This window comes from Cohnella sp. GCM10020058, from assembly GCF_042683485.1.
Taxonomy (GTDB): Bacteria; Bacillota; Bacilli; order Paenibacillales; family Paenibacillaceae; genus Cohnella.
In genome coordinates, this window is the sequence record NZ_JBHUJV010000017.1 from 539,980 (window position 1) to 566,191 (window position 26,212).

The window sequence follows — 26,212 nt, forward strand, 5'->3', positions numbered from 1 at the left end:
TATGAATGGAATCCAACCGTTTTTTCTTATCTAAAAGGAGTGTAGCCATGATTCGCAGCTGGGGGATTTTTGCGCTCGTATTTTTGCTGATCGGGGTGCCCGTAACGGTAACGCTCTGCGGGTCCGGGGCCGCTGCCGCATCGTCGCGCATAGCGGTGATCCGATCGCTTGGCGGCGACGTGCAGGTGCAGAAAGCGGGCGGCGCCAAGACGTTCAAGGCGTTTGCGAAGCTGAGCCTGAACCAGGGGGATAAGCTCATGACCGGGAGCGATGGGACTGCCGAGCTGCAATTCGCCAACGGGACGTCCGAGGACGACCTGCTCAGCGTAGGCGAAAATGCGACGCTCGCCTTTTCGAAGCTGTCGGACAAAAAGGGAACGGTCACCAAAGTGAGCATGCTTAGGGGAGCGGCCTGGGTGGACGTGAAGTCGATCAAGAGCAAGGAGGACGACTTCCGTCTGGAGACGCCAACGGCGGTAATGGGCGTGCGTGGCACGGCTTTTTATGCGGCCGTGAATCCCGCGTCGGGATCGACGACGACGGCGGTATTGTCCGGCGTCGTTCAATTCGCGAAAACAGGAAAAACGGCCGCAGGAAACATGTCGCTAAGCCTGTATCCGACGCAGGAGATCACGGCGCGTCCGGACGGCGGCCCGGCCGTACCGGATCAGGTCATGCCCATGAACATCGGCGAGCTTGTGAAGGGAATGTCGCCGGCCGTCGTCGCCTCGCTCCTTCGAAGCAAGCAAAAAATCGACGATGAAAATCGGGAGATGGCTGCCCGGTTTTCGCAGGACAAGCTGCCGTCCCCGCTTGGAACGACAGCCGAGGATCTGGCGCGATTCAGGCAAAATACGCTGGACCTGTCCGGCATCTTCGCGAAGCAGGCGATCGAGCAGAAAAAACTCGACCTCGCGCAGCTGAGGCAGATCGAGCTGGAAGGGCGGACGACGTTTAATCTCGACAAGACGGAATTGCAGCTGACGGAAACGGACAAACAAAAGCAGGAAGCCGCCAAGCAGCAGGAAGCCGAAGCTGTCAAAAAGCAGACAGCGGCAGACGCAGCGCAGCTTAAGGCGCTTCAAGATCGGCTCGCAGATCGACTGCTGACGATCGAGCAAGCGAAGCAGGCTCAGACGGCCGCCAACAAGCAAGCGGCAACGGAAGCCCAGGCCAGGGCAGAGGCTGCACTGCTGTCGCAATTGAACGAGTCTCAAAAACAGCAGTTTTTGACGGACAAGACGTCGAATCAGACCTCTTCCGGCGTGCCGGCTGCGGCACCGGTTGCGACGCCGACGCTCTCTTCATCCGAGGCGAGGCTCGCTTCCTTGGCAATACCCGGCGTCACGCTTAACCCGGCCTTCTCGCAAAATCAGCCGAACTACACGGCCACCGTAAACGGCAGCCTAACAAGCGTAGATATTAGGCCTGTCGCGCTTGATTCGGCCGCGACGATCGACGTAAACGGGCAACCGCTCACAAGCGGGGGCAGAACCGTGGCGTTGGACTACGGCGCGAATGCCGTCGATGTTCAAGTGGTGTCGCCGGACCGATCGCTTACGCGCCACTATAGCGTTTCGATTACGAGGGAGCTTCTTGGCGTAGCGGATATTGCCGTCGGCTCAAGCAGTCTCCAGATCGACTTCGCAAGCGGCAGCCTGTCGACGCCGTTCAGCGTGCCCGGCGATATTGCTTCATTGGAAATGACACTAAAGGCGGCGGAAGCCCCGGACATCCTGGTGAACGGGACAGCCGTAGCGTCAATGCCTGCGCTTGTCGGCACGTTGACGACGAACGTGACGGATGTCTCCTGGCGCTTCAGCTTGCCGCTCCAGACCGGCAACAACACGATTGCCATTGCGGCCAAAGCAGGCGGCAAGACCAAAACCTATACGCTAAACGCGAAGCGGCTGTCACTTAATACGAATCTGTCGAGCCTGTCGATCAAAAGCGCGGACGGACAACGCAACTTCGGCGCATTCCTTGAACAGGACGGCAAGTTTAAGGCGACCGTGCCCGCCGCGTTGACGGAAGGTCTGCTCTATTTCTGGCCCGGCGACAGCAGTTCCACGCTTATACTCAATGGCACGTCCTACCATTTCGGGGACGGGGCGCCGATATCGCTGACTTCCGATGTTTCCGAGCTGCACGTGACCATTCGCTCCGAAAGCGGAACGACCGCCGACTATACGCTCGCCCTCGACCGGATTCCGTTGGGCAGCGGAGGCAGTGCGGCGCTGGGCGGCGTCCGGTTGATCGAAAACGGCTCGCCCGGCATGTTCCTGACGCCGGATTCCAATCTGCGCATGAACTCGGAAGTCGCCGTCGCGCAATCCAGCGTTACGTTCACGATTTCGTTTCCGGATAACGATCCTTATTGGCGCTACTTGTCCGTTTATCGGATGGACACCAATCAAAATGTGTTGCCCGACACGAACGGCAGATATACGATCCCGTTAAGCGCGAGCGGCGACACAACGATCGAATTTCGCCTGCGCTCCGCGGATCAAACAGCATCGAACACATACAGCTGGACCGTCAAAAAGGTAATCATGGCCGGCGCCGCCAGCTGGGATAACCTTGCCGGACAAACTTTGAACCATCAAATGGAAGGCAGCGATCCTGCCGGCTTGCCGCTCTCCTACGCCCTGTTACCGGGAAGCGGGCCGGCGTTCGGCTCGCTGACGCTGAATCCGGACGGGACGTTTCAGTATCAGGCAGCGGCCGATTCGCAGGGGCTTGTTACCTTCGATTATACGGTTTCCAACGGTACGGACATTTCCAAGCCTGCTACCGTGTCCATACTCGTCAAGCAACCGGCTCCGACGCTGGCCGGACTGGATCAATGGAGCCTGGCAAACAACGGCATACCGTTGGAACCGTTTTACATGGGCGAATCTCCGCAGGGGTCCCATACGTTCGTCTTTGCCAAGTATATCGACGTTATGCCGGACGCGATCGATTTGACCTACCATTTGGACAGCTATGTCCAGGCGGCGAATTTGAGTTATAGCGATTTGCAGGGCACGACCCGCAACGTCGACCTGCTCGCAGCCGCCGGCTCCGCAGCGCTGACGAATCTCAGATACGGCGAAAATCGGATACAAATCGAATACACGTGGAATAACGGCGGGGGAGCGACTACTAGTTATATCGTTCAAATCAAGCTGTATATCAATTCCTTGTCTATGTACACGCCGCGTGCGATCTCGGACGGCGCGACGGTTCCGGTGTTCATGGCCGGAATGAACGCCTATATCGCTTCGGTGCCTGCCGGTACCGCTCAGATTCGTCTGCAGCTCGAAGCCGCGGAACCCTACAGCACGATCCAAGTCGAATCGGGCGGCATTCCGATCGTCGATGACGGCAGCGGCTACCTCGCCGGGCTGTCCGAAGGCTGGAACCGTGTCACCGTGAGCGTGAGCCGGCTCGGGATCGGCAATATCGTCGACGCGTACAATATCGATATTTACCGGGGCGACGACGAGCCAAGCGGGTACTCGCTTAGCTTGACTGGGACGGCCGCCTCAAGCGGGACGCCGGTCGCGTTTACACGGGACGTATCTCGATCCACGCGCTGGCTAAGCCAGGCGCCGGCCGAATCGACGGCAGTCATGCTGGCGCCGGTTGCCGAACTCTCAGACACCTATATCGGCGGCGTTTATCTGATGAAGCCAGGCGGCATCTGGGAATGGGTGAACGCCACCGCGCAAGGGTCGGGAATTTATCGCATCCCGCTGGAGGTCGGCAGTGCCCGCGCTTACGTCCTGGTCAACAAGTACGGAAGACCGCCGCTCGTTTACGAAATCCAAATCACGCCATAACCGACCGAATTCCATAACAAGCCGCTCCTGCCATGAAAAAAAGGAGGAGCGGCTTTTTGTCGCCGGCCTCCTCCTCTTTGGAACAAAAAACTTTGCTAACCGATTATTTTAAGCCAGAGATACAGGCCACAGAGGGTGATGAACAAGACGGGAACGGTAAGGATGATGCCGGTTTTAAAGTAGGCGCCCCTCGTGATTTTTACGCCTTTGCCGGACAGCACGTGAAGCCAGAGCAGCGTAGCGAGCGATCCGATCGGCGTAATCTTCGGACCGAGATCCGACCCGATGACGTTGGCGTAAATGAGCGCTTCGCGGACGATGCCGGTTGCATGCGCCTCCTGAATGGCGAGCGCATTGATCATGACCGTCGGGAGGTTGTTCATGACGGAGGAGAGGATGGCGGCGATAAAGCCGGCGCCGACCGCGGCCGCGAACAAGCCCTGCTCGCCGACCCACGCGAATACGTCTCCCAGCTCGTCCGTCAGACCGACGTTGCGAAGGCCGTACACGACGACGTACATGCCGACGGAGAAAAAGACGATGGCCCACGGCGCGCCTTTAACGAGCTTGGCGGTATGAATCTCCGGGCTCTGTCTGGCCAGGAGCAAGAATATAATGGCGGCGGCTCCGGCGATGGCCGACACGGGTACGGCGATGTATTCGCTGAGTAAATATACGATAAGAAGGACGGACAGGACGATCCATGAAATTTTGAACAGTCGCATATCCTTGATGGCGTCAACGGGCGGCCGCGCCTGGATCGAATCGTAGGTTTTAGGAATTCCCCTTCTATAGTATAAGTAGAGAACCAGCAAGCTTCCGCCGACGGAGAAAAGCGTAGGCACAATCATTCGTCCCGCGTATTCCGCGAATCCGATGCCGAAGTAATCGGAGGATACGATGTTAACCAGATTGCTGATAACAAGCGGGAGAGAAGCCGTATCGGAAATAAATCCGCTTGCCATAACGAAGGGAAGAATCATGCGCTCGTCGAACTTGAGCGCTCTTACCATAGCGAGGACGATGGGCGTTAAGATGAGCGCGGCGCCGTCGTTCGCGAAAAAGACGGATACCGCGGCGCCGAGCAGGACGACGTATACGAACATGACATTGCCGTTTCCTTTTGCGGCTCTCGCCACATGGAGCGCGGCCCATTCGAAGAAGCCGATCTCGTCGAGCACGAGCGAGATGAGGATGATCGCGACAAAAGTCAGCGTTGCGTTCCAGACGATGCGCGTCACGTCTCCAACGTCGCCGAAGTCGACGACGCCGCACGCCAGCGCGATGAGCGCGCCGCCGCATGCGGACCAGCCGATGCCGAGCCCCCTTGGCTGCCAAATTACGAACACGAGCGTGATTAAAAAAACGATAAATGCGAGCGCCAGCATAAATCCTCCTCGATTATGTACAGGCTTGCGGTTTTGCGGCTTCGATCTGCATTTGCATGGAGGGCAACTGCTCGATGATCGGGTTTAAATAGGGCTTGTTTTCGATATCCAGCGCATAATATATCCATTGGCTTTTGCGTGTTTCGCGGACCAGGCCGCCGCTTTTTAATTTTTTTAGGTGCTGGCTTACGTTCGGCTGCGTTGTGGCGAGAATCTCGACAAGATCGCAGACGCACATTTCCTTGTGCTTGAGCAGCGCGAGTATGGTAAGGCGGCTCTTGTCAGAGAGCAGCTTGAACGTATCGGACATTTCCTCGATTGACGCCATCGGCATTTCCTCCTTTCCCATGAGCATTCGAGCTTCGCTTATCCCCAGTCATTATATATTCGATCAATTATATAAGTAAACAATTATATTTAGGATTCGAAAGTATGCCTCCGGATTTTATAACGGCTATCAAAAATCCTTATATTCGCATCTATCCTCATGGCGCTTTACATGTGGTATAGTTTTCAAAAGGATCATGAATCGCGCGGCGCGGCTTCGGCGCGTCCGGAGCCGTCACTCGTCATTCGAACTATCGTGAGGTGGAGAACGTTGCAATTGCAGGCAACCAACAGTCCGTTCAGCCAGGAGCAGGCCGATCTTCTGAATAAGCTGCTGCCGGGACTGACCGACGCGCAAAAAAATTGGCTCAGCGGATATCTGATCGCATCCGCTTCGGCGCAGGCGTCGCCTTCCGCAGCCGCTCCGGCGGCTTCGCCGGCCGCGGCTCCCGCGAGCAAGGAAATTACGATTTTATACGGCTCGCAGAGCGGCAACGGCTATGGCATCTCCAAAAAAGCGGCTAAAATGCTCGAGGAAAAGGGATTCCGGGTCACCTTGTCCTCGATGAACGATTTTAAGACGAATCAACTTAAAAAAGTGGAGCAGCTTCTCGTCGTCGTCAGCACGCACGGCGAAGGCGAGCCGCCGGACAATGCGATTTCCTTCCACGAATTTTTGCATAGCAAGCGCGCGCCTCGCCTCGAAGGCGTGAAGTTCTCGGTGCTGTCGCTTGGCGACAGCTCGTACGAGCAATATTGCCAGACGGGCAAGGAGTTCGATGCGCGTCTTGAAGCGCTCGGCGCCACGCGAATTCACGATCGCGTCGACTGCGACGTCGACTTCGAGGAGCCGACAAAGGGGTGGCTCGAAGGGGTATTGACGCGCCTGACGGAAGCGCAGGGAGGCGCAGGCACGGCAGCAGCGCCCGTTGCAGCTCCTGCAGCCGAGACGCCAAGTGCGCCGGCGGCCGAGTCAGCCTATTCCAGAACGAACCCGTTTGAGGCCGAAGTGCTCGCAAACATTAACCTGAACGGTCGCGGCTCGAACAAAGAAACCCGCCATCTCGAGCTTTCTCTCGAAGGCTCCGGCCTTGTCTACAAAGCCGGGGACGCGCTGGGGATATACCCGCACAACGATCCGGAGCTCGTCGATCTGCTGCTCGCGGAGACGAAGTGGGATCCGCAGGCCGAAGTGGTCGTAGGCAAACAAGGCGACAAGCGCCCGCTTCGCGACGCCCTGATCGAAAACCTTGAGATCACCGTCCTGACGAAGGCGCTGCTTGAGAAGCTTGCCCCGCTGGCGACGAATCCGGACCTGGCCCAACTTACGGCAGCGGGGAACGAGGCAGCCGTCAAGGCCTACGTCAAGGGACGCGATCTGCTGGACTTCGTCCGCGACTACGGCCCGCTGCAAGGCAGCGCGCAGGACGCGGTGTCGCATCTTCGCAAGATTCCGGTACGGCTGTACTCGATCGCGAGTTCGCAGACCGCGAATCCGGACGAGGTGCATCTGACGATCGGCGCGGTCCGCTACGATGCGTTCGGGCGGGCCCGCAAGGGCGTCTGCTCCACGCAGACTGCCGAACGTCTCGAAGCCGGGGACAAGATCTCGGTCTATGTGCAGCCCAACAATCACTTCAAGCTGCCCGAAGATCCAGGCACGCCGATCATCATGGTGGGACCCGGCACGGGCATCGCGCCGTTCCGCTCCTTTATGCAGGAGCGCGAGGAGACGGGAGCGACGGGTCCTTCGTGGCTGTTCTTCGGCGACCAGCACTTCGTGACCGATTTCCTGTATCAGACCGAATGGCAGCGCTGGATCAAGGACGGCGTGCTGACGCGCATGGACGTCGCATTCTCGCGCGACACGGACGAGAAGGTCTACGTGCAGCATCGCATGCGCCAGCATGCCAAGGAGCTGTATGAGTGGCTGGACAAGGGCGCCGTCTTCTACGTGTGCGGCGATATGAAAAACATGGCGAAGGACGTTCATCAGACGCTGGCGGAGATTATATCCGCAGAAGGCGGCAAGAGCCTCGAGGAAGCCGAAGCATACCTGACCGAGATGAAAAAAAGCCACCGTTACCAACGGGACGTATATTGATCGCGAGATAGAGGGGAGTACCGTTCAGCATGGCAAAAGAGAAATTAAGCGCGCCGGGAGGCAATCCCAGCGACGTCGAGCGCATTAAACAAGAGAGCAATTATTTGCGCGGTACGCTTGCCGCTTCGATGCTGGAGCCGATCAGCTCCGGCATTTCGGACGATGACAATCGGCTCATGAAATTCCACGGCAGCTACCTGCAGGACGACAGGGATCTTCGCAACGAGCGTCAAAAGCAGAAGCTGGAGCCCGCTTATCAGTTCATGCTGCGCGTCCGCATGCCGGGCGGCGTCGCCCAGCCGGGCCAATGGCTTGTCATGGACGAGCTCGCCCGCAAGTACGGCAACGGCACCTTGAAGCTCACGACCCGCCAGACGTTCCAGATGCACGGTATCCTCAAGTGGAACATGAAGAAGACGATCCAGGAGATTCATCAGTCGCTCCTCGATACGATCGCCGCTTGCGGCGACGTCAACCGCAACGTCATGTGCAACCCGAACCCTTATCAATCGGACATACACGCCGAGGTATACGAATGGTCCAAGCGGCTCAGCAACGACCTGCTGCCGCGGACGAGAGCGTATCACGAGCTGTGGCTGGACGAGGAGATGGTCGCCTCGACGCCCGAGCAGGAAGAGTACGAGCCGATGTACGGACCGCTCTATCTGCCGCGCAAGTTCAAGATCGGCATCGCCGTTCCGCCGTCCAACGATATCGACGTCTTTTCCCAGGACCTGGGCTTCATCGCGATCGTGGAGGACGGCAAGCTCGCAGGCTTTAACGTCGCGATCGGCGGCGGCATGGGCATGGCGCACGGCGACAAGGAGACTTATCCGCAGGTCGCTAAGGTCATCGGCTACTGCAGGCCGGAGCAGATCTACGACGTCGCGGAGAAGATCATCACGATCCAGCGCGACTACGGCAACCGGTCGCAGCGCAAAAACGCGCGCTTTAAATATACCGTGGACCGCCTCGGTCTGGACAACGTCAAGGACGAGCTGCATAGCCGCCTCGGCTGGTCCCTCGAAGCGGCCAAGCCCTATCACTTCAACGACAACGGCGACCGCTACGGCTGGGTGCAGGGCGTAGGGGACAAGTGGCATTTTACGATGTTCATCCAGGGCGGCCGGATCGCGGATTTTGAAGGGTTCGAATTGATGACGGGATTACGCGAGATCGCCAAGGTGCACACCGGCGACATCCGCCTGACCGCTAACCAGAACCTCATTATCGCCGACGTCACGCCGCAGAAAAAAGAAGAGATTACCGAGCTGCTCGGACGCTACGGCCTGATCGACGTCCAGCAGTATTCCGGGCTGCGGCGGAGCTCGATGGCCTGCGTCGCGCTTCCGACCTGCGGATTGGCCATGGCCGAAGCGGAGCGGTATCTGCCGGTGCTGATCGACAAGATCGACGGCATTCTCGACGAGAACGGTCTGCGCAACGAGGAGATCACGATTCGCATGACCGGTTGCCCGAACGGCTGCGCGCGTCACGCGCTCTCCGAGATCGGATTCATCGGCAAGGCGCCGGGCAAGTACAACATGTACCTGGGCGCCGCATTCGACGGCAGCCGTCTGAGCAAGATGTACCGGGAAAACATCGGCGAGGAAGAAATCTTGCGCGAGCTGGGTACCTTGCTTCCGCGGTACGCCAAGGAAAGAACGAGCGGGGAGCATTTCGGCGACTTCGTCATTCGTTCAGGCGTCATCGCGGCGACGACCGACGGCACGAATTTCCACGAATAACAGCAATACGGGCAATGAGGACTTGCAAGTTTAAGACTCGAGGGGAACAGATCGCTATTAGCGATCCTCCCGTCGGGTCTTTTTTTATGGCCTGCCGCGTTGACTTTTTCTATGAAATGGCTGAGAATATATCTGATGTTCAAGATGAGAGAGACAGGTGAATTATACATGAGTTATAAATCAGATCGCCCCTCTTTCCAGGAACGGCTCGATTACTTCGTGAATGTCCTCCGCACGGATATTATAAACGGCATCCGGCAGGAAGGCACGTACCTGCCTGCCGAGAGCGCGCTCGCCAAGCAGTATCAGCTCAGCAACAAGTCTATCCGCAAGGGACTCGATCAATTGGTGGAGGAAGGTCTCATCCAGAAGATCGACCGGGTCGGCAGCATGGTGACGCCGCGTCCGAAGGCGTCGATCACGCTCAATTTCGGTTGTCCGATCTCGCTTACCACCGACTTTCTGATCGACGAGCTGATCGCGGAGTTCGGCCGTCGCAACCCCGGCATCCATGTCCGCAGGATTACGCTCAATCATTTGAGCTACGCCCAATCCGCGCAGGAGATGATCGACAACGGCCTGCTGGACGTCGTCGCGTTCAACAGCCCGCAGTTCCAGGAGTGGACCGAGGAAGGGCTGTTACCGCTTCTCGAAAAGCTGGAATCGGACCCGGACATTTATCCGATCGCCGAAGAGGCGTTTTTTGTGGACGGCGTCAGCTACGCGAAGCCGATCTCGTTCTCGCCGGTCGTCCTCTGCTACAACAAGCGGCACTTCCGGGAAGCCGGCATCCACGAGCCGGACAGTTATTGGACCTGGAGCGACCTATTGCGGGAGTCGACGCGGCTGTCCAAGGCCCGGGGACGCCACGGCATTTATTTTTTGCCCGCCTCCGAAAACCGTTATCCAGCCTTTCTGCTGCAGGGCATGAATCGCCGCCCGAACGGCGCAAACGCACGGGCGCTTAGCGATGACATGCAAAAAGGGCTGCAAGCGCTGGACGGGCTAATCGGCAACCGGGAGGTGTTCCCGAATTATTGGGCGCAGGGCAACGACGAGACCGTGCAGCTATTTGCCGAAGGCCAGGTGTCGGTCATTCTGTGCACGTACTTCAACTTGAACGAATTCGCGCATCTGCCGCTGGAGTACGATATTTGTCCGCTGCCGAGCCTGCAGAGAGGCGATCCGCAGCGGACGCTGCTGCTCTCCATCGGCATGTCGCTCGTCCGGCACTCCAAATGGAAGGAGGCGGCGCGGCGATTCGTCGACTTCCTGGCTTCGGCAGACGCGCAAAATGTCATCCGCGAGCGAACCGCAAGCATCCCTGCGCGCAAGGCCTCGGCGGAACGGCCGGTCGCGGACGGCCGGCATCAGCCTTCGCGATATGCCATGTTCCGCGAGATGTTCCCGTCCTTTTCATACCACCGGGATTTGGGGCTGCAGATCAAGGATCTCAAGCAATTCACCAAGTGGCTGAAGGAATATTGGTCCGATATGATCGATGCAAAGACACTCCGCCTCAAGCTGGAGGAGCTGTACGGCAAGGGGTAAAGCCCGGAGAAGCGAATACATCAGCTGGCGAATATTCGCACCGATAAAAGGTCGGAAATATACATCAGAAGCCGTTTCTAATGTCATTTCTATGGCATGGAGACGGCTTTTTTGTTTGTTTTGATTTATCGTAGCCGTTAATTCGCGCTATTCGTACGTTGATGAAAGTCGAAGGATCATCCTAAGCGGCTGGTGGAGCAGCGGACGGAGGTCGTTGCGATTCGAATATTCGGGTGGGAAAACCATCTCTTTATGATAACGATTACACGATTGGCACAACTGCATGTTACCGCATTCATGACAAAGGCTTCGAGCGATAAATGTGGAGGGTTCATAAAAGTTGAGCAATCGACGATTTAGGGTTGACGGTCTTTTTGTTAGCTGTGTATAATCAGTACATCAGATATACATCAAAGTAATTATTTTAGGTTTGACAATGATTAACATGTAAATCAAGCATAAACCAGGAGGCGCATATGCGAGCGATCAAGAGCCGAAACGGTACAGCGGAAGTTGTCGATCTGCCGGAACCCGAGATTAAACCGCAGCATGTCAAAGTCAGGATCGATTACTCGTCCGTCAGCATCGGTACCGAGCTGCTCATGATCAGGACGAATCCCGGAGCGCCGCTGGGCTACAGCGCGACCGGCATTGTCCTCGAGACCGGGGAGGGCGTTACCCATGTCGTACCCGGACAGCGCGTCGCCTGTTACGGCAGTCCGGCGCATCGCGAAGTGATGCTATCGCCCAAGCATCTGACCGTTCCCGTGCCGGACGGCGTCTCGCCGGAGGAAGCGGCGTTCAGCGGCCTCGGCGCGATCGCCGTGCATGCGCTCCGCCAAGCCGAGCTGAAGTTCGGAGAAACGGTGCTGGTGGTAGGCGTAGGTATTTTGGGACAGATCATCGCACGAATCGCGCATGCCTCCAATTATCGGGTTATCGGCTTGGAGACCTACGAAGAGAGAAGAGCGATGCTTGTCTCCTCGGGCATCCGGCACGCCTGCAAGGACGGCGAGCAGGTCGCCGATGCGCTGCAAGAGACGACGGGCGCCTTCGGCGCGGACGCGGTGCTCGTTTGCGCAAGCCACCGTCAGACCAGCCTGATCGACGAGTCCATTCGATGGCTGCGGGACCGCGGACGGGTCGTCATCGTCGGAGACACAGGTACCGCGTTCGACCGGGACTTGCTGTTTTCCAAGGAAGCGAGCGTGCACATCTCTCGCGCTGGAGGCCCCGGTCGCTACGAGCCCGACTATGAACAGCACGGTATCGACTATCCGATCGGGTACGTACGCTGGACCGAAGGACGCAACGTGCAGGATTTCCTGAGAATGATCCAGGAGAAGCGCATCGATATCCGGTCGCTGATCTCCGATCGGGTCTCGATGCATGAGCTGCCCGAGCTGTACCGGCAGTACGCCTCGGCGCCGCAGAATAAAATGGGCATCGTCGTCCGCTTCGATTAGAGCGGAGGGAGAGGAGCGATCGGCATGTCGAGAGCAAACGCGCAAGCCGCCGACAGATCGGGCGGATACGTCCACAAAGCTTCGCTGCGAAGCAAGATCTGGCGCTACCGCTGGCTTTACGTCTTTATGATACCGGGCATACTCTACTACCTCATCTATCATTATGTGCCGATGTTCGGATTGGTCGTGGCGTTCCAGGACTACAACCTGATGAAAGGCGTAACGGGCAGCGCCTGGGTCGGGTGGGACAACTTCAAGGCGGTATTCGAATCGCCCGACTTCCCGCAGTTGATGAAAAACACCGTCCTGCTCAGCTTGTACCGCCTCGTGTTCGGCATGCTGCCCGATCTGCTGCTGGCGCTCATGCTGAACGAGATTCGGGTCAGGTGGTTCAAAAAGACGATCCAGACGCTTACCTACGGGCCGCACTTCCTGTCCTGGATTATCGTCTACGGCATCATGTTCTCCTTTTTCGCGCCGGGCTCGGGTCTGGTGACGACGTTCTTCCGGGATATGGGCTGGGGCGACATCGACGCGCTGACCAACTCCGGTCTGTTCCGGCCGATGCTCGTCATGACGGATATTTGGAAAAGCACGGGGTATGGCGCCATCATCTACTTGGCAGCGCTTGCGAACATCAACCACGAGCAGTACGAAGCCGCCGCGATCGACGGCGCCAACCGATGGAGCCAGCTGTGGCACGTGACGCTGCCCGGCGTCAGAGACGTCTTCATGCTGCTTGTCATCCTCCGGCTCGGCGGCATCCTGGATGCGGGCTTCGAGCAAGTCTACATTTTCCTCAACGTTCGCGTCTACGACGTCGGCGACATCCTCGACACCTGGATCTTCCGGCGCGGCATCGAGGAGATGAATTACAGCGTGCCAGCGGCGGTCGGGGTGTTCAAGTCGGTGATCGGCTTCGTGCTCGTTCTGGGCGCGAACAAGCTGGCGAAGCGATTCGGCGGCTCCGGCATCTGGTGAGGCCAACAAGCATCGAACGGAGGTGGCGCAATTGCCCTATATTTTCAAAAAGTCGATTCCCGACCGCATCGTGGACGTGTTGATCATCGTCATTCTCTCCGTATTCGGACTGGCGACCTTGTTCCCGCTCTATTACGTCGCCGTCGTCTCGATTACGCCTTATACCGAAGTGCTCCGCAACGGCGGCTTCCTCTTGATTCCCAAGACGTTCACGTGGGACGCCTACAAAGCGATCTTTAACAGCGGCGTCGTGCCGAAGGCGCTGAACGTGACGATCTTCGTCACGCTGGCAGGAACCGCGCTGAACCTGATCGTCACGACGCTGCTCGCCTATCCGCTCTCCAAAAAATACTTGCCGGGACGCAACGCCGTGCTCATGGGCATCGTGTTCACGATGCTGTTCTCGGGCGGTCTCATCCCGACGTTTCTTACGGTCAAGGCGACGGGCTTGATGAATACACTGTGGGCGCTCATCATCCCCGGCATGGTATCGACCTTCAACCTGCTGGTGATGAAAACCTATTTTGAATCGCTCCCGTCGGAGATCGAAGAAGCCTCGAAGGTGGATGGCTGCTCGGACGTCGGCACGCTGCTCCGGATCGTGCTGCCGCTGTCGATGCCGATCATGGCGACACTCGGACTTTTCTACGGAGTCAACCACTGGAACGCTTACTTCGGCGGCATCATGTACCTGAACGACCGGGATCTGTACCCCCTGCAGGTCGTCCTCCGCAACATGATCATCACGCCCAGCGTCAGCCAGGAACTGTCCGTGCCCCAATCCCAGCTCAGCTCGCTGCCGCCGGAATCGATCAAGATGGCGACCGTCGTCGTCGCGATCGTGCCGATCATCGCCGTATATCCCTTTCTCCAGAAGTACTTCATTAAAGGCATGCTGCTCGGCGCCGTCAAAGGCTGAGCCGTCGATCACGTCGAGGGGGGAATGCGTCAGCCGAAGCGCCGCGGCGCCGGCGATTCACTGTCGGATAGGCATGAAAAAGCGATCAGCACATTCCATGCAAACAGGCTCGTCATGCAACCCAATCCAGGGAGGTCATTGCACATGAAACGTACAAGCGCCATAATGGCAAGCCTTACCGCCGCATCGTTATTGCTATCCGCCTGCGGCAACAACGACAACGACGCGTCCTCATCGTCGTCCGCAAGCCCGGCCTCGTCCGGTTCCTCTTCGTCGTCCGCGCCGGCCGCGGCCAAGCTTAAGCTGAACTGGTACGTTATCGCTTCGGCGGACGCCCAGCTCCCGAAGGGAGACGCCGACTTTGTCAAGAAGGCCATCGACGAGAAGTTCAACGTCGACCTCGTGATCGATTACATGCCGCTCGGCACGGACTTCCAGAACAAATTCAACTCGCTGGTCGCCTCCAACGACATTCCCGACGTCTTCTTCGCCGAAGGCATTCCCTCCAACCAGTACATCAAGGACGGCATCGCCCGCGAGATGACCGGACTCGTCACGCCTGCCAACATGCCGAATTACTTCAAATATTGGGTCAGCGAGGAAGAGCTGCCCAAGTATCAAGTGCAGGGCAAGTTCGCGCGCGCGCCGGTCCCTTACGAAAAAAATTACTACCGCTCTTATTACGTCCGCAAAGATTGGCTCGATAAGCTTGGCTTGTCCGTACCGAAATCGTACGACGAAATGGTGGAGGTCATGAAGGCCTTCACGACAGGCGATCCTGACGGCAACAAAAAGAACGATACTTACGGCTTCACCGCCTACGGCAACGGAACGAACATGTCGCTTGAATTTCCGACCTACGTGAAAAACGGCTTGTTCGGCGATTTCATGGTCGAAGGCGACCAATTTATCGACACCCGTACGGACCCCCGCATGCAGCAGGTGCTGACCGATACCCGCGCGCTTCTGGACCTTGGCGTCGTCGACAAGGACTGGCTGCTCAACAAGAACGGACAGCAGCTCGAGAAGGCGGAGCAGGGAAAGGCAGGCATCGTGCTCGGCTTCGGCAAAAACCTGGCTTTCGACAATAACCCCGAAGGCCTGCAAGCGAAGACGAAGGAAATTACGAAGGTCGAGACCGCGAACTGGGTCGCGTTCGATCCGTTCGCCGAGACGGGAACGTACCTGACGCCGGTACCGGGCAATCCGTTCCTGTTCAGCTCGAAGTCGACGGACGAGGAAATTAACCGGTCGATGCAAATTCTCGACTGGCTCGCCGGGGAAGAAGGCTTCCTCATGACCCACTACGGACGCGAGGGCACGGAGTTCACCCGCAGCGGCAGCAAGATAACGCTGAATCAGGATGCGTTCAAGACGAACGTCACGGATAAAGGCAACTTCTTGTCCGTCTACCAATGGTTCACGCCGATCTCGGGACCGGAGGCGTTCGGCGTCGAGGTGTCCGATCCCAACATCACCGATCGCGACAAAGAAATTCTGGCGACGATGAACGCGTACAAGCTCGTACCCTCCGTCGGCACCAGCCTCGTCGTCAAGGAAGGCATGGACCTGGCCGCGCTTCGCAAACGCATGAACGAGCTTCAAGTCAAGGTGCTCTATGACGACAAGTCCGCGGACAACTGGCCGACTTACCGCCAAGAGCTGATGACCAAGTATGCGGGCAAGGAAATCTTCGAGTACTACGCGCAGCAGGTGTCCGAGGCGCGCGGCACGACGGTTTCCTTTAACGCGGGCAACTGATCGGCAAAGGCAGACATGGAAGGCGGAGAGTCGGCATCGGCGGCTCTCCGCTTTTGCTTAACATCGAAGCGAAGGGGGAGCGTTCATGGACGGTTGGCAACGAGAAGCCGATAACGTGGCTGCGCTGAAGCTTCTCCCGTCGGACGGACGTCAATCCGGCGAGACGATCTGGGTACGCGGGTATACGACGGCCGGGGACGGCGGAGCCAAGGCGGCAATGTGGATGCCGGATTGTGAAACGGCGGACGATGGAGGCTTCGTTCATGCGCCGGCGGACGGAGGGAAGGGGAGGTGGGTCGTGCTTCATGGCGGCATCGGCAGATTTCGGTACTTTGGTGTATTCGGGCCCGAGACGGCGGCGGATGCCGCGCTCGAAGCGATGCTGGCCGATCCCGCGATCCGCCGGATTGAAGCGAACTGCGATCTGAACTTCGCGCAGCGGCACCGCATCGGTCGCAGCTTCATCGATCTGGACTTTAACGGCTTTACGGTCACGACGGCGGGAATCGAGCCGGCGCCGCCGAACGATCCGTTCGCGGCGGTCTTTTTCTTCCGAGGCGAGGAGACGGGCGACGTCCAGCGCGTCGCGCTGTCGAATTCGCTCGCGGAGCTGGAAGAGCGCTTCGAAGTGGCGGATGCCGGCGCGTTCGCGGTCGGCGATTGGTGGATCGTGCGATGCGACAGGCGATCGGGCGGTGCGGAGCGCGAGCTGGAAAAGCTGGTCAAGGTAACGGAGGTGCTTGATCAGACGCATGTGCGCCTGCAGTACAAGAACGGATGGGCGCTGGAAGCGGGCCGCACGATCGAGTATCGCCGGGTGAAGCCCGTCGTGCAGGCGAACGTGCGGAATATGAAGTTCGTCGCAAAAGGCACGACAGAGGCGTCGGGCTCCCATCCGCTCGCCTTTGAATACGCGATCGAATGCGACGCGGTCGGCATCGACGCGACCGGCACGTACTGGCCGGTCGTCATGCGTCGCTACAACACCTTTTACGTGACGGAGCGCTGTCAGCTGTTGAATCCGGCCGAAGTCGTCGTCGGAGGCACCGGTTATTTGACGCAGCAGATCTATTGCCTGTACGGCCATGTGCGGGACTGCCTGACGAGCAATGGCAGGCACTTGAACGACTTTACCGGCTCCGCCTATTGCCACGTCGAAAATTGCCATGCGGACGGGGACGATCTCGGCGCGTTCGTGACACACGGACAGTACGAGCACGACCTTACCTATGTCGGCAATTCCGGACTCATGTCGTTTGCGAATAGCGGACCGACCTGGGGAGAGAGCGCGAAGCGGATCACGGTCAAGCAGCATGTCGCCTCTTGGTTTTTGGCATTTCGCAAGGTGACGGATCTGACGCTGGAGGACGTTCACGTGTTTGCGCGGACAGGATGCGAGAACGCGGCAAATACGGGCTCCTTTTGGTTGAATGCGGACGGGGTGCAGATGAAAAACTGCACGGCGGAAAAGATGGTGAAATTCAAACAGGCGTCCGCGCGATCAAGCCGGCCGGTCGTCGTGGAAAATTGCGCTTTCGCGCTGACGGCTGGACGTCGCGTTTCCCACGAGGAGGTCGTCTCTGAGCTGACATTCCGGGAATGCCGCTTCACGGCGGCGGATGGCAACGCGTTCGCGGGATCGGGAAGCGTCCGGTTTCAGGATTGTCGCTTGGACGGGGCAAGTCCGGATGCGCTTCCGATGCAATTCGCAGGCTCCGAGCTGGTCTTCCGCGGCGGGGAGATCCGGAATTCGGGCTTCCGGTTGATCGGCGGCGCGGTGCGGCTGGAAGTTGGCTGGGGCGCGACCATCAAGGGGAGCAATGGCGAGAAAGCTTTTTTCAGCAGAAGCAGGGAGGCGGGCGCGAGCGCGGCAAGCTGGAGATTCGACGGCGCGAACAGCGTGGCAGCCGACCGGACGACGGCGCATTTATCCATCGAGGACAGCGGAGCGGTACATGAATGCTTCGTGACGGGTTCCTCTTTCGAAGGCGGGCGTTTTGCGGTATCCGAGGGAGCGTTCGGCGCGGATAGCTGCATGCTATACGCTTCGAACGTCGAGCGCGGCGTTGATTGCAGCGCGCTGCCGCCCGAATCCGCGTCGATCAGACATCGGGAAGGCAACTTAATATTGCCTGCCCGCGTTTGAATAATCAACATCTGGAAGTGCCGTTGATCCGGAGCGCTTTGGCTGTTTTGGGATCTTAAGAACTGCATTTGTACATCTTTTTTCCGCCGACCATTGAGACATGATGAAATACCTGCAAATGTACAGTTAAATTCTAAGGACATGCTGAAAATCTAGCTGACAGAGGAAAATAACTGCGCTTTTGCATCTATTCTGTCAAAGAAGGTGAAATCGGGAAAATAACTGTATATTTGCAGGCATTACGTGGCATTACGCAGTGAGAGAACAATGCGGGCGCCGATTTGCCAACCAGCCGGAACGGCTGTGCGAAGCGTCTACGAAAAGCGGTACTTTGGAATCAAGTTTTGAATATTTTCCATGTCTAAAAGACCACTAGGGTGGTTTTCCTTATCCCCTAGCGGTTTTTTTATGTAATTTGGTTAATAGCCGTGTCCAATCCTACTATTAAATCCATATTTTAGTGATAAAAGAAGATGAAAATATTTCCGATATATAGGATAACAAAGGAGGTTTATGATGATAAAATCATATAAATGGAAATTAAGGTTGGTATTGTTTATATTATCGGCGATTGTATCCGCCTCGGCCGTTACGCCTGCCAGCTTCGCTGCCGAGGAAAATGTACCGCTCAAAACCGGTAATTACTTTTACAGCCCTATGCCTGACGCGGGCAGCTCGCCCGATCGCGTAACAAGCGGCTTGATTTCATCCGCCAACGGCGTGCTTCTGGACGGTTTAAGCACCTATGCCGGCTGGATGGGAAGCGCGACTGCATCGCTCACGGTAAGAGTCGTTTTTGACCTTTTAAAGGATTACCCACTGGATCAAATTCGAATCATCATGAATTCCCAAAATATTTATTGGGGCTTTAAAGATATTACCGTTAAATATCGCCCGGAAGCGAAGCTCGGCTATTATATCGCCGCCAGACACGTCAGAACGGGGACGGATTTAAACTATACGGTATCCGTACCGATGGACAATGCCATGGCCAGATACGTCATCCTGGAAATCCGCCGGACGCAAGCCTATCAACACATCCCGCTTACTGAAGTTGAATTTTACAAGGGCACCGGCGATGCCGGCAAAGCTTCCTCATCCGCGCTTACCGCATCGGAGATCAAAGCGGAGCTGTCCAAGGATGCGTTGATGGTCGACAAATACGGTCAATGGATGAGCGAGACATGGCCGGGCAAAGTCGACTACGATGTGCAGTTGCAGCTAGAATATGCGATTGAGGCGGCACAGCTGGCAACGACTTCTTTGAACCTTTCCAAGTATGACGCTTACGGCGGGATCAAGAGCCTCGGCAAGTACACCGCGACCGGATTTTTCCGGTTGCAAAAAATAGACGGCAAGTGGTGGTTCGTCACGCCGGAAGGCTATCCGTTCATGATGAAGGGCGTCGATGCGGCAAGCCTGTGGGAAGCCGGCTACAAGACGCCGGTCAACAAGACGGATGGGACGCCGAGGGCCATATTTGACGAACTTCCGGACAAGACCGCCTACTCCGCGGCTTATACTAACGATGCCAACGGCCAGTACGTGAGCTTCGTCGTCGCCAATGTCATGAAGAAGTACGGAACCAACTACGAGGCGAATTGGGAGGATATGACCAAGAAAAGGTTGATCGATTGGGGTTTTAACGCTTTTGCCAAATGGACCAAACCGAAAAGCGTAACCTTCCCGTACGTACAAGTGCTGCAGGATCCTTCGAACTTGAGAAGAATTTCGTGGACCTACGACGTTTTCGACCCGCAGAGCGAAGGTATTATCGATAGCGCACTTAAGACGCAGCTTCAATCCGCGAAAAGCAGTCCGTGGCTCATCGGTTATACGTATGACAACGAAGCCGGATGGGATAGCGAGATCGTCAAGCAAATCTTGCTATATAACGCGAGCTCTCCGGCCAAAAGCGCATTCGTCGATTTTATGGCGGCCAGGTACAACAACGATCTGGCAGCCGTCAATCGTCTGCTAGGAACGACCGCTGCTTCTTTCGCCGCATTGAAGGACACCGCAATCGATATCGCCAAGGTACCGGCCATCGACGTATCCGAATATATCCGGCTGGCGTCCAGAACTTACTATTCTACGATTCGCAACATCATCAAGAAATACGATACGAACCATTTGTTTCTCGGCAGCTCCGTCGTTCCTACGTGGCGCACGAGCCTGGATTGGGATCAGGCAGGCATGGCTTACGTTGATGCGTTTTCCGTAGACAGCTATACGCAAAACGCCGATTGGATCGCCAGATATAAGGCCTTCGACAAGCCGCTGATTAACCAGGAGTATTCCTTCGGAACTTCGACCCGGGGACTGTCCTATATCAGCGCGCCGACGAAAACCGACAGCATCGCCGACAGAGGCACGGCATTCAAGAAATTCCTCGAAAGCGAAGCCGCGAATTCGCTGTTCGTCGGATCCGGCTGGTATTCGTATTACGATCAGCCCGTGACGGGACGGCCTGACGGCGAGAGCTACAATACCGGCCTCGTAAATCAGCAAGATCAGCCTTATACGGAAATGGTAAATATCATGAAGGACGTTCACGCGAGACTGGAGAGCATACATGCAGGTACTGCTTCGCCGGCTGTATCGGCGCCTGCGTCTGTCGTGATCGAAGCCGAGAAATACAGCCAGCAAATGGGCGCAGTCACCGCTTCCAACACGAGCGGCGGGCAATACGTCGGATCTCTGAAACCCGGGGATTGGACGGCGTATGCCAGCGTGGATCTAACCGGTATGAAAAATATCGAATTTAAGGTGGCATCGGACAAATCGGGAACGGTGCGGGTCAGGCTCGGCGGCCCTGGCGGCGACGTCATCGGCACGCTGAACATCGTCTCTACGGGCGGGCTGCAAACCTGGAAAACGTCGCAGATCGCCATCGCGCCGACCGCAGGCATTCAGAACCTTTACCTGACGTTTGAAAATACCGCCGGCGATGAAATCGGCAATATCGATTATTTCAAGCTTTACGCCTAGCTGCCTTTTCCCTTACATTTAAAGGACCAACCGATGGAAGGGAAGAGGTAGGCTTGCTCCATATCGTTAACGGAGACCACGTCGGCAACAAGCTGAGACAAGGAGATATTCGCGGAGACATCCTGGTGTGGAGAGAGGTGTATCCCGTAGGTCCTGTTTTCGCTGAGATGAACGGGCTTGAGCAGCGATCGATCCGAGCGCGATATTTGGAGCGGACGCTGGGCATCGCGGCGGAGCTATATGAACAGACCTGCGGGTCGCAAGAAAGCCAATTGTTGAACTGCCGCCAATATGACGAAATCGTGCTGTGGTTCGAGCACGATTTGTTCGACCAGCTTATGCTGAGCCGCTTGCTGCATGGGTTCGCACAGCAGCCGAAAATGGACGCCGCGCTTAATTTACTCTGCATCGGCGATTATCCAGGCATGGATCCATTCAAAGGTCTGGGACAGCTGTCGACGGAGCAACTGCTCGATTTGAGGGGCACGTGGCGTCGGATCGGACAAAGGGAGCTGGATACCGGGGCCGGCATCTGGGAAGTGTATGCGTCATCCGATATCAAGCGCCACGCCGCATGTCTCGAAGCGGATATGTCGGCGCTTCCGTTCGCTCATGACGCTTTCGACATGCATCTTTCAAGGCTGCCCTCCGCAGCGAACGGACTTGGCATCGTGGAGCAGACCATCATGAGCTTGATTCGGGAGGGCGCCCGTACGCCGCTGCAGCTGTTCGAAGCATTCGGCAATCGGCTGCATGCGCTCGGTATGGGAGACTTAGAATTCCGGTACAGGCTAACCAACATGCTGGAACGGCCGAATGCGCTCATCTCACTCCTGGGCAAACCTGTTCTTGCCGATTCGTTCGAGCTGGCGCTACCCTTCAGGACAGACTGCCGGCTTGAATGGACGGATCTGGGGGAAGCGGTTATGGCCGGGGATGCGGATTGGTTGCTGCGAAAAGGAATCGACGAATGGTACGGCGGCTTGCATCTGCACGGCGCATTGGACTGGCGATGGGATTCTGCGGCCAAACGTCTGATCGATTTGAAGTAGGGCGCGGAAAGATCCTGAACCAAGTATACGAGGCGATCGGCCAAACGCCTATTGTAAGGCTATCGCGTCTGACCGGGGCGTTGGACGGAGAAATCTACGCCAAGCTGGAGTATCTCAACCCGGGCTTCAGCGGATCTGTACGAGACGGAAGTGTAAGGGCTTAGCTTGCCATATGTTGATTTTGAGGGAGAGTCGCAATCGGGCTCTCCCTTGCGTTCGTGTATTGATCCATGTCCGATGCGCTCATTCTGTCCGTCTTATTTGGCTATCCACGAGCAGCTTGTATAATAGAATCAGTCATGAAATACATCCGGCGACGGAGAGGAGTCCGCATATGGAACTGGATACGGTTATGCAGGAGCTGGAGTCGCTTGGCAAGGAGCGGCTTAAAAAAATGTATGTCTCGAACGGCGCACACGAACCGGTTTTTGGCGTCGCGACAGGGGAGATGAAGCCGCTTTTTAAAAAAATCAAGATCAATCAACCGCTGGCCGAGCAGCTTTACGCAACGGGCAACTACGATGCCATGTACTTCGCCGGCATTATTGCGGACCCGAAAGCCATGACGGCGGCGGATTTCGACCGATGGATCGACTCGGCCTATTTTTATATGCTGTCCGACTTTGTCGTCGCCGTCACCTTGGCGGAAGCGCCGATCGCGCAGGACGTCTCCGACGAATGGATCGCCAGCGGCGACGAGCTGAAAATGTCGGCAGGCTGGAACAGTTACTGCTGGCAGATCGGGAATCAGCCGGACGGCGCTTTTTCGGAGCGCAAGCTTGCGGGCATGCTCGATTTGGCCGAACAGTCGATCCATGGCGCGCCGGAACGGACCAAATACGCAATGAATCAGTTCATCTATACGGTGGGCATCTCGTATTTGCCGCTGCACGCCAAAGCGATGGAAACCGCGCTGGCCGTCGGACCGGTCGAAGTTACCGGAACCAAAGGCAAGGCGAAGTTTTTGAATGCCGCAGAAACGATCCGCAAGGCTGCAGAGAAAAACCAGATCGGTTTTAAACGCAAACATGTCCGGTGTTAGGGGAAGCTTGAAGTTAGAGTGAAGGGTTAAGGGTGAAGATTGACACGACACCGAACGGTGTCATACAATGACTCCGACACCAACGGGTTCCCGTTCGATAGGGAGCCTTAGGCGAGGCCGGAATATATAGGAGAGGGTGTCGTGAGCCATAACCTTGCAGTGCGGGACGTATTCGAAGCGATCGCCGATCCTACCAGACGCGAGCTGATCCGTCTGCTCGCGGATGCGTCGGAGCTGCCGCTTCATGAATTGACGCCGCGATTTGAAATGGGGCGTACGGCGGTATCCAAGCATCTGACCATTCTCAAAGAAGCCGGACTCGTTCGCGACCGCAAAGTCGGCAGGGAGACGCGCTTCAGACTCCACGCAGCGCCGCTCAGAGAGGTTCAGGATTGGGTATCCTTCTACGATAAGTTCTGGCGTATGAACCTGCTGCGACTAGACCAGCTATTAAAGGAAGAAGAGGAGACGACTTAACGGTCTTGACCCGAATCGTCGATAACCGGCTGCATGTCGGTTGCAGCCGGTTTGCGTCTGCCGAGGACAAGCTGCCAGGCGCCTCGCGGACCGAATACATACGGAAGGATGAGATCATGAGCGTACTTAATCAGGAGTACATTGTCATCTCCGGCGCGAGGGAGAACAATCTCAATAACGTATCGCTGCGTATTCCCAAAAGGAAGATCACCATTTTCACGGGCGTATCCGGTTCCGGAAAGTCCTCGATCGTTTTCGATACGATCGCAGCGGAGTCCACGAGGCTGTTGAACGAGAACTTCAGCATGTTTGTGCGGACATTCCTGCCGAAATACCCGCAGCCTGAAGCGGATGCGATCGAAAACCTGAGCATGGCCGTCATCGTGGACCAGAAGCGGCTTGGCGGCGGCTCGCACTCTACGATGGGTACGATCACCGATATTTCTCCTATCGTCCGCCTGCTTTTTTCCCGCGTGGGCAAGCCTTATGTCGGACCCGTCAATCTTTTCTCCTTTAACGACCCGCAAGGGATGTGCCCGGCATGCAACGGCATCGGCCGCAGCCTCGGCGTTGACATGAGTAAGGCGGTGGACATGAACCAGTCCTTGAATGAAGGCGCGATCATGCTGCCGGATTACGGCGCGGGCGGCTGGGAATTGAACATGATCGTGCAGTCCGGGGATTTCGATCTCGACAAGAAGCTGAGCGATTATTCGGAGGACGAGCTGAACCAGCTGCTGTACGGCAAAGCGAGAAAGGTGAAGATGGACTTCGCCGGCAAAGCCATGAACATTACGGTAGAAGGCGCGATCGAGAAATTTACCAACAAGTACATCAAGCAGGATCTGAAGACGAAGTCCGAGCGCACGCAAAAGACCGTCGCGCCGTTCATCACGGAAGGGACTTGCGCCAGCTGTCATGGCGCCAGGCTGAGCCAGGCAGCGCTATCCTGCAAAGTCCAGGGGCATAACATCGCGGAGCTGTCCGCCATGGAAATCGGCCGGCTTGTTCGCGTCATCCGGGAGATCGACGATCCGGCCGCCGCGCCGATTGTCCAATCCTTGACGGAACGGCTGCAGCATCTGGTCGATATCGGTCTCGATTATCTGACGCTCGACCGCGAGACGGACACGCTGTCCGGCGGCGAGTCGCAGCGCGTCAAGATGGTCAAGCATTTGAGCGGCAGTCTGGTAGACGTCACCTATATTTTCGATGAGCCGAGCGTCGGCTTGCATCCGCGCGATGTCCACCGGTTAAATGAATTGCTGCAAAAGCTGCGCGACAAAGGAAATACGGTGATCGTCGTCGAGCACGATCCGGACGTGATCAAGGTGGCGGATCATATCGTCGACGTCGGTCCGCATGCCGGTAGCCGGGGCGGCAACATCGTGTTCGAAGGGAGCTTCCAGCAGTTATTGGAGGCAGGTACGTTAACAGGCAATTATATGAAACGTCCGCTTCAGCTGAAGCAAAATTGCAGAACGCCGTCCGGCCGATTGTCGGTGGCGCATGCGTCGTTGCATAATCTGCAAGACGTTAGCGTCGATATCCCGTCCGGCGTGCTGACCGTCGTGACTGGCGTCGCGGGCTCGGGAAAAAGCACGCTTATCAATGAAGTGTTCCTGGGGCAGCATCCGGATGCGATCGTCATCGACCAATCGGCGATCGGCGTATCGACCCGCTCGAATCCCGCGACCTATACGGGCATCATGGACGATGTGCGCAAAGCGTTCGCTTCTGCGAACAAGGTGAACCAGGGCCTGTTCAGCTTCAATTCCAAAGGCGCCTGCGAAAACTGCCAAGGTCTTGGCGTCGTTTACACGGATCTTGCCTTCCTCGACAGCGTGAAGCTGCCATGCGAGGTTTGCGGCGGCAAAAGGTTCAAGGAAGAAGTGCTCGCGTACAAGCTGAACGGCAAATCGATCGCCGAAGTGCTGGAAATGACAGTGGAGCAGGCGTTGGCATTTTTCCAGCTCAAAGAAGTCGTGCGCAAGCTTCAGGCGATGAGCGACGTGGGTCTGAATTACATTACGCTCGGGCAGCCGCTCAGCACGCTATCGGGCGGAGAGTGCCAGCGCATCAAGCTGGCGAGCGAGCTGCACAAGAAGGGCAGCATCTACGTGATGGACGAACCTACGACGGGGCTTCATATGTCCGACATCGGCCATTTGCTCGAGATCATGAACCGGCTCGTCGACGCCGGCAATACGGTTATCGTCATCGAGCACAATCTTGAAGTGATCAGTCAGGCGGACTGGATCATCGACATGGGCCCGGATGGCGGCAGCAGAGGCGGCCAGGTGGTATTCGAGGGCACGCCGGAACAGATCGTTCGCGAGGAGCGGTCGATTACGGGGAAATACTTGGCTTGACGAGATGGAGCAAATAAAAAATGGCAAGCACACGATTTGAGTTCAAGCGTACGAATGGAAAAG

The 26,212-nt window shown here is 57.0% G+C and carries 16 protein-coding genes; 14 read left to right on the forward strand and 2 right to left on the reverse strand.

The features are described 5' to 3' along the window. Positions 1 to 47 precede the first annotated feature (47 nt). Positions 48 to 3,824, forward strand: coding sequence for a cadherin-like beta sandwich domain-containing protein (locus tag ACFSR7_RS29860; RefSeq protein ID WP_378167949.1), 3,777 nt, complete (start codon positions 48 to 50; stop codon positions 3,822 to 3,824). Between the two features lie 95 nt (positions 3,825 to 3,919). On the opposite strand, the gene ACFSR7_RS29865 is transcribed toward ACFSR7_RS29860, so the two are convergent. After that, positions 3,920 to 5,212 (reverse strand): arsenic transporter, encoded by a 1,293-nt coding sequence (locus ACFSR7_RS29865; RefSeq protein ID WP_378167951.1) that lies wholly within the window; start codon positions 5,210 to 5,212, stop codon positions 3,920 to 3,922. A 13-nt stretch (positions 5,213 to 5,225) separates the two neighbouring features. Further along, a complete protein-coding gene (locus tag ACFSR7_RS29870; protein ID WP_378167953.1) occupies positions 5,226 to 5,540 on the reverse strand; it encodes an ArsR/SmtB family transcription factor in 315 nt (104 codons plus the stop codon). Between the two features lie 270 nt (positions 5,541 to 5,810). Between ACFSR7_RS29870 and ACFSR7_RS29875 the strand changes: the two genes are divergently transcribed. From ACFSR7_RS29875 to ACFSR7_RS29935, 13 genes are all read left to right on the forward strand, one after another. Next, positions 5,811 to 7,643 (forward strand): assimilatory sulfite reductase (NADPH) flavoprotein subunit, encoded by a 1,833-nt coding sequence (locus ACFSR7_RS29875; protein ID WP_378167955.1) that lies wholly within the window; start codon positions 5,811 to 5,813, stop codon positions 7,641 to 7,643. Positions 7,644 to 7,672: 29 nt separating this feature from the next. Further along, positions 7,673 to 9,391 carry an assimilatory sulfite reductase (NADPH) hemoprotein subunit gene (cysI, locus tag ACFSR7_RS29880; protein WP_378167957.1) on the forward strand — a complete coding sequence of 573 codons (1,719 nt, stop codon included), beginning with the start codon at positions 7,673 to 7,675 and terminating at the stop codon, positions 9,389 to 9,391. A gap of 168 nt (positions 9,392 to 9,559) precedes the next feature. Further along, the gene (locus tag ACFSR7_RS29885) at positions 9,560 to 10,942 is read left to right on the forward strand and encodes an extracellular solute-binding protein (RefSeq protein ID WP_378167959.1); all 1,383 of its coding nucleotides are present in this window, start codon (positions 9,560 to 9,562) and stop codon (positions 10,940 to 10,942) included. A gap of 476 nt (positions 10,943 to 11,418) precedes the next feature. Further along, a complete protein-coding gene (locus ACFSR7_RS29890) occupies positions 11,419 to 12,408 on the forward strand; it encodes a zinc-dependent alcohol dehydrogenase (RefSeq protein WP_378167961.1) in 990 nt (329 codons plus the stop codon). Between the two features lie 24 nt (positions 12,409 to 12,432). Further along, on the forward strand, positions 12,433 to 13,389 hold the full coding sequence (locus tag ACFSR7_RS29895) for an ABC transporter permease (RefSeq protein ID WP_378167963.1): 957 nt from the start codon (positions 12,433 to 12,435) through the stop codon (positions 13,387 to 13,389). A 31-nt stretch (positions 13,390 to 13,420) separates the two neighbouring features. Next, the gene (locus tag ACFSR7_RS29900; RefSeq protein WP_378167966.1) at positions 13,421 to 14,308 is read left to right on the forward strand and encodes a carbohydrate ABC transporter permease; all 888 of its coding nucleotides are present in this window, start codon (positions 13,421 to 13,423) and stop codon (positions 14,306 to 14,308) included. 144 nt (positions 14,309 to 14,452) lie between these two features. Continuing rightward, positions 14,453 to 16,069: an extracellular solute-binding protein gene (locus tag ACFSR7_RS29905; protein ID WP_378167968.1), complete on the forward strand. Its 1,617-nt coding sequence runs from the start codon at positions 14,453 to 14,455 to the stop codon at positions 16,067 to 16,069. A gap of 85 nt (positions 16,070 to 16,154) precedes the next feature. Then, complete coding sequence (locus tag ACFSR7_RS29910; protein ID WP_378167970.1) at positions 16,155 to 18,215, forward strand: hypothetical protein; 2,061 nt, start codon at positions 16,155 to 16,157, stop codon at positions 18,213 to 18,215. A 516-nt stretch (positions 18,216 to 18,731) separates the two neighbouring features. Continuing rightward, on the forward strand, positions 18,732 to 21,206 hold the full coding sequence (locus tag ACFSR7_RS29915; RefSeq protein WP_378167972.1) for a carbohydrate-binding protein: 2,475 nt from the start codon (positions 18,732 to 18,734) through the stop codon (positions 21,204 to 21,206). Between the two features lie 53 nt (positions 21,207 to 21,259). After that, positions 21,260 to 22,258, forward strand: a complete 999-nt coding sequence (locus ACFSR7_RS29920; RefSeq protein WP_378167974.1) for a DUF1835 domain-containing protein — start codon at positions 21,260 to 21,262, stop codon at positions 22,256 to 22,258. Between the two features lie 334 nt (positions 22,259 to 22,592). Next, a complete protein-coding gene (locus ACFSR7_RS29925) occupies positions 22,593 to 23,300 on the forward strand; it encodes a DNA alkylation repair protein (protein ID WP_378167975.1) in 708 nt (235 codons plus the stop codon). Positions 23,301 to 23,441: 141 nt separating this feature from the next. Further along, positions 23,442 to 23,777, forward strand: coding sequence for an ArsR/SmtB family transcription factor (locus tag ACFSR7_RS29930; RefSeq protein ID WP_378167977.1), 336 nt, complete (start codon positions 23,442 to 23,444; stop codon positions 23,775 to 23,777). A gap of 116 nt (positions 23,778 to 23,893) precedes the next feature. Next, entirely contained in the window at positions 23,894 to 26,149 is a 2,256-nt protein-coding gene (locus tag ACFSR7_RS29935; protein WP_378168209.1) for an ATP-binding cassette domain-containing protein, read from the forward strand. Positions 26,150 to 26,212 lie beyond the last annotated feature (63 nt).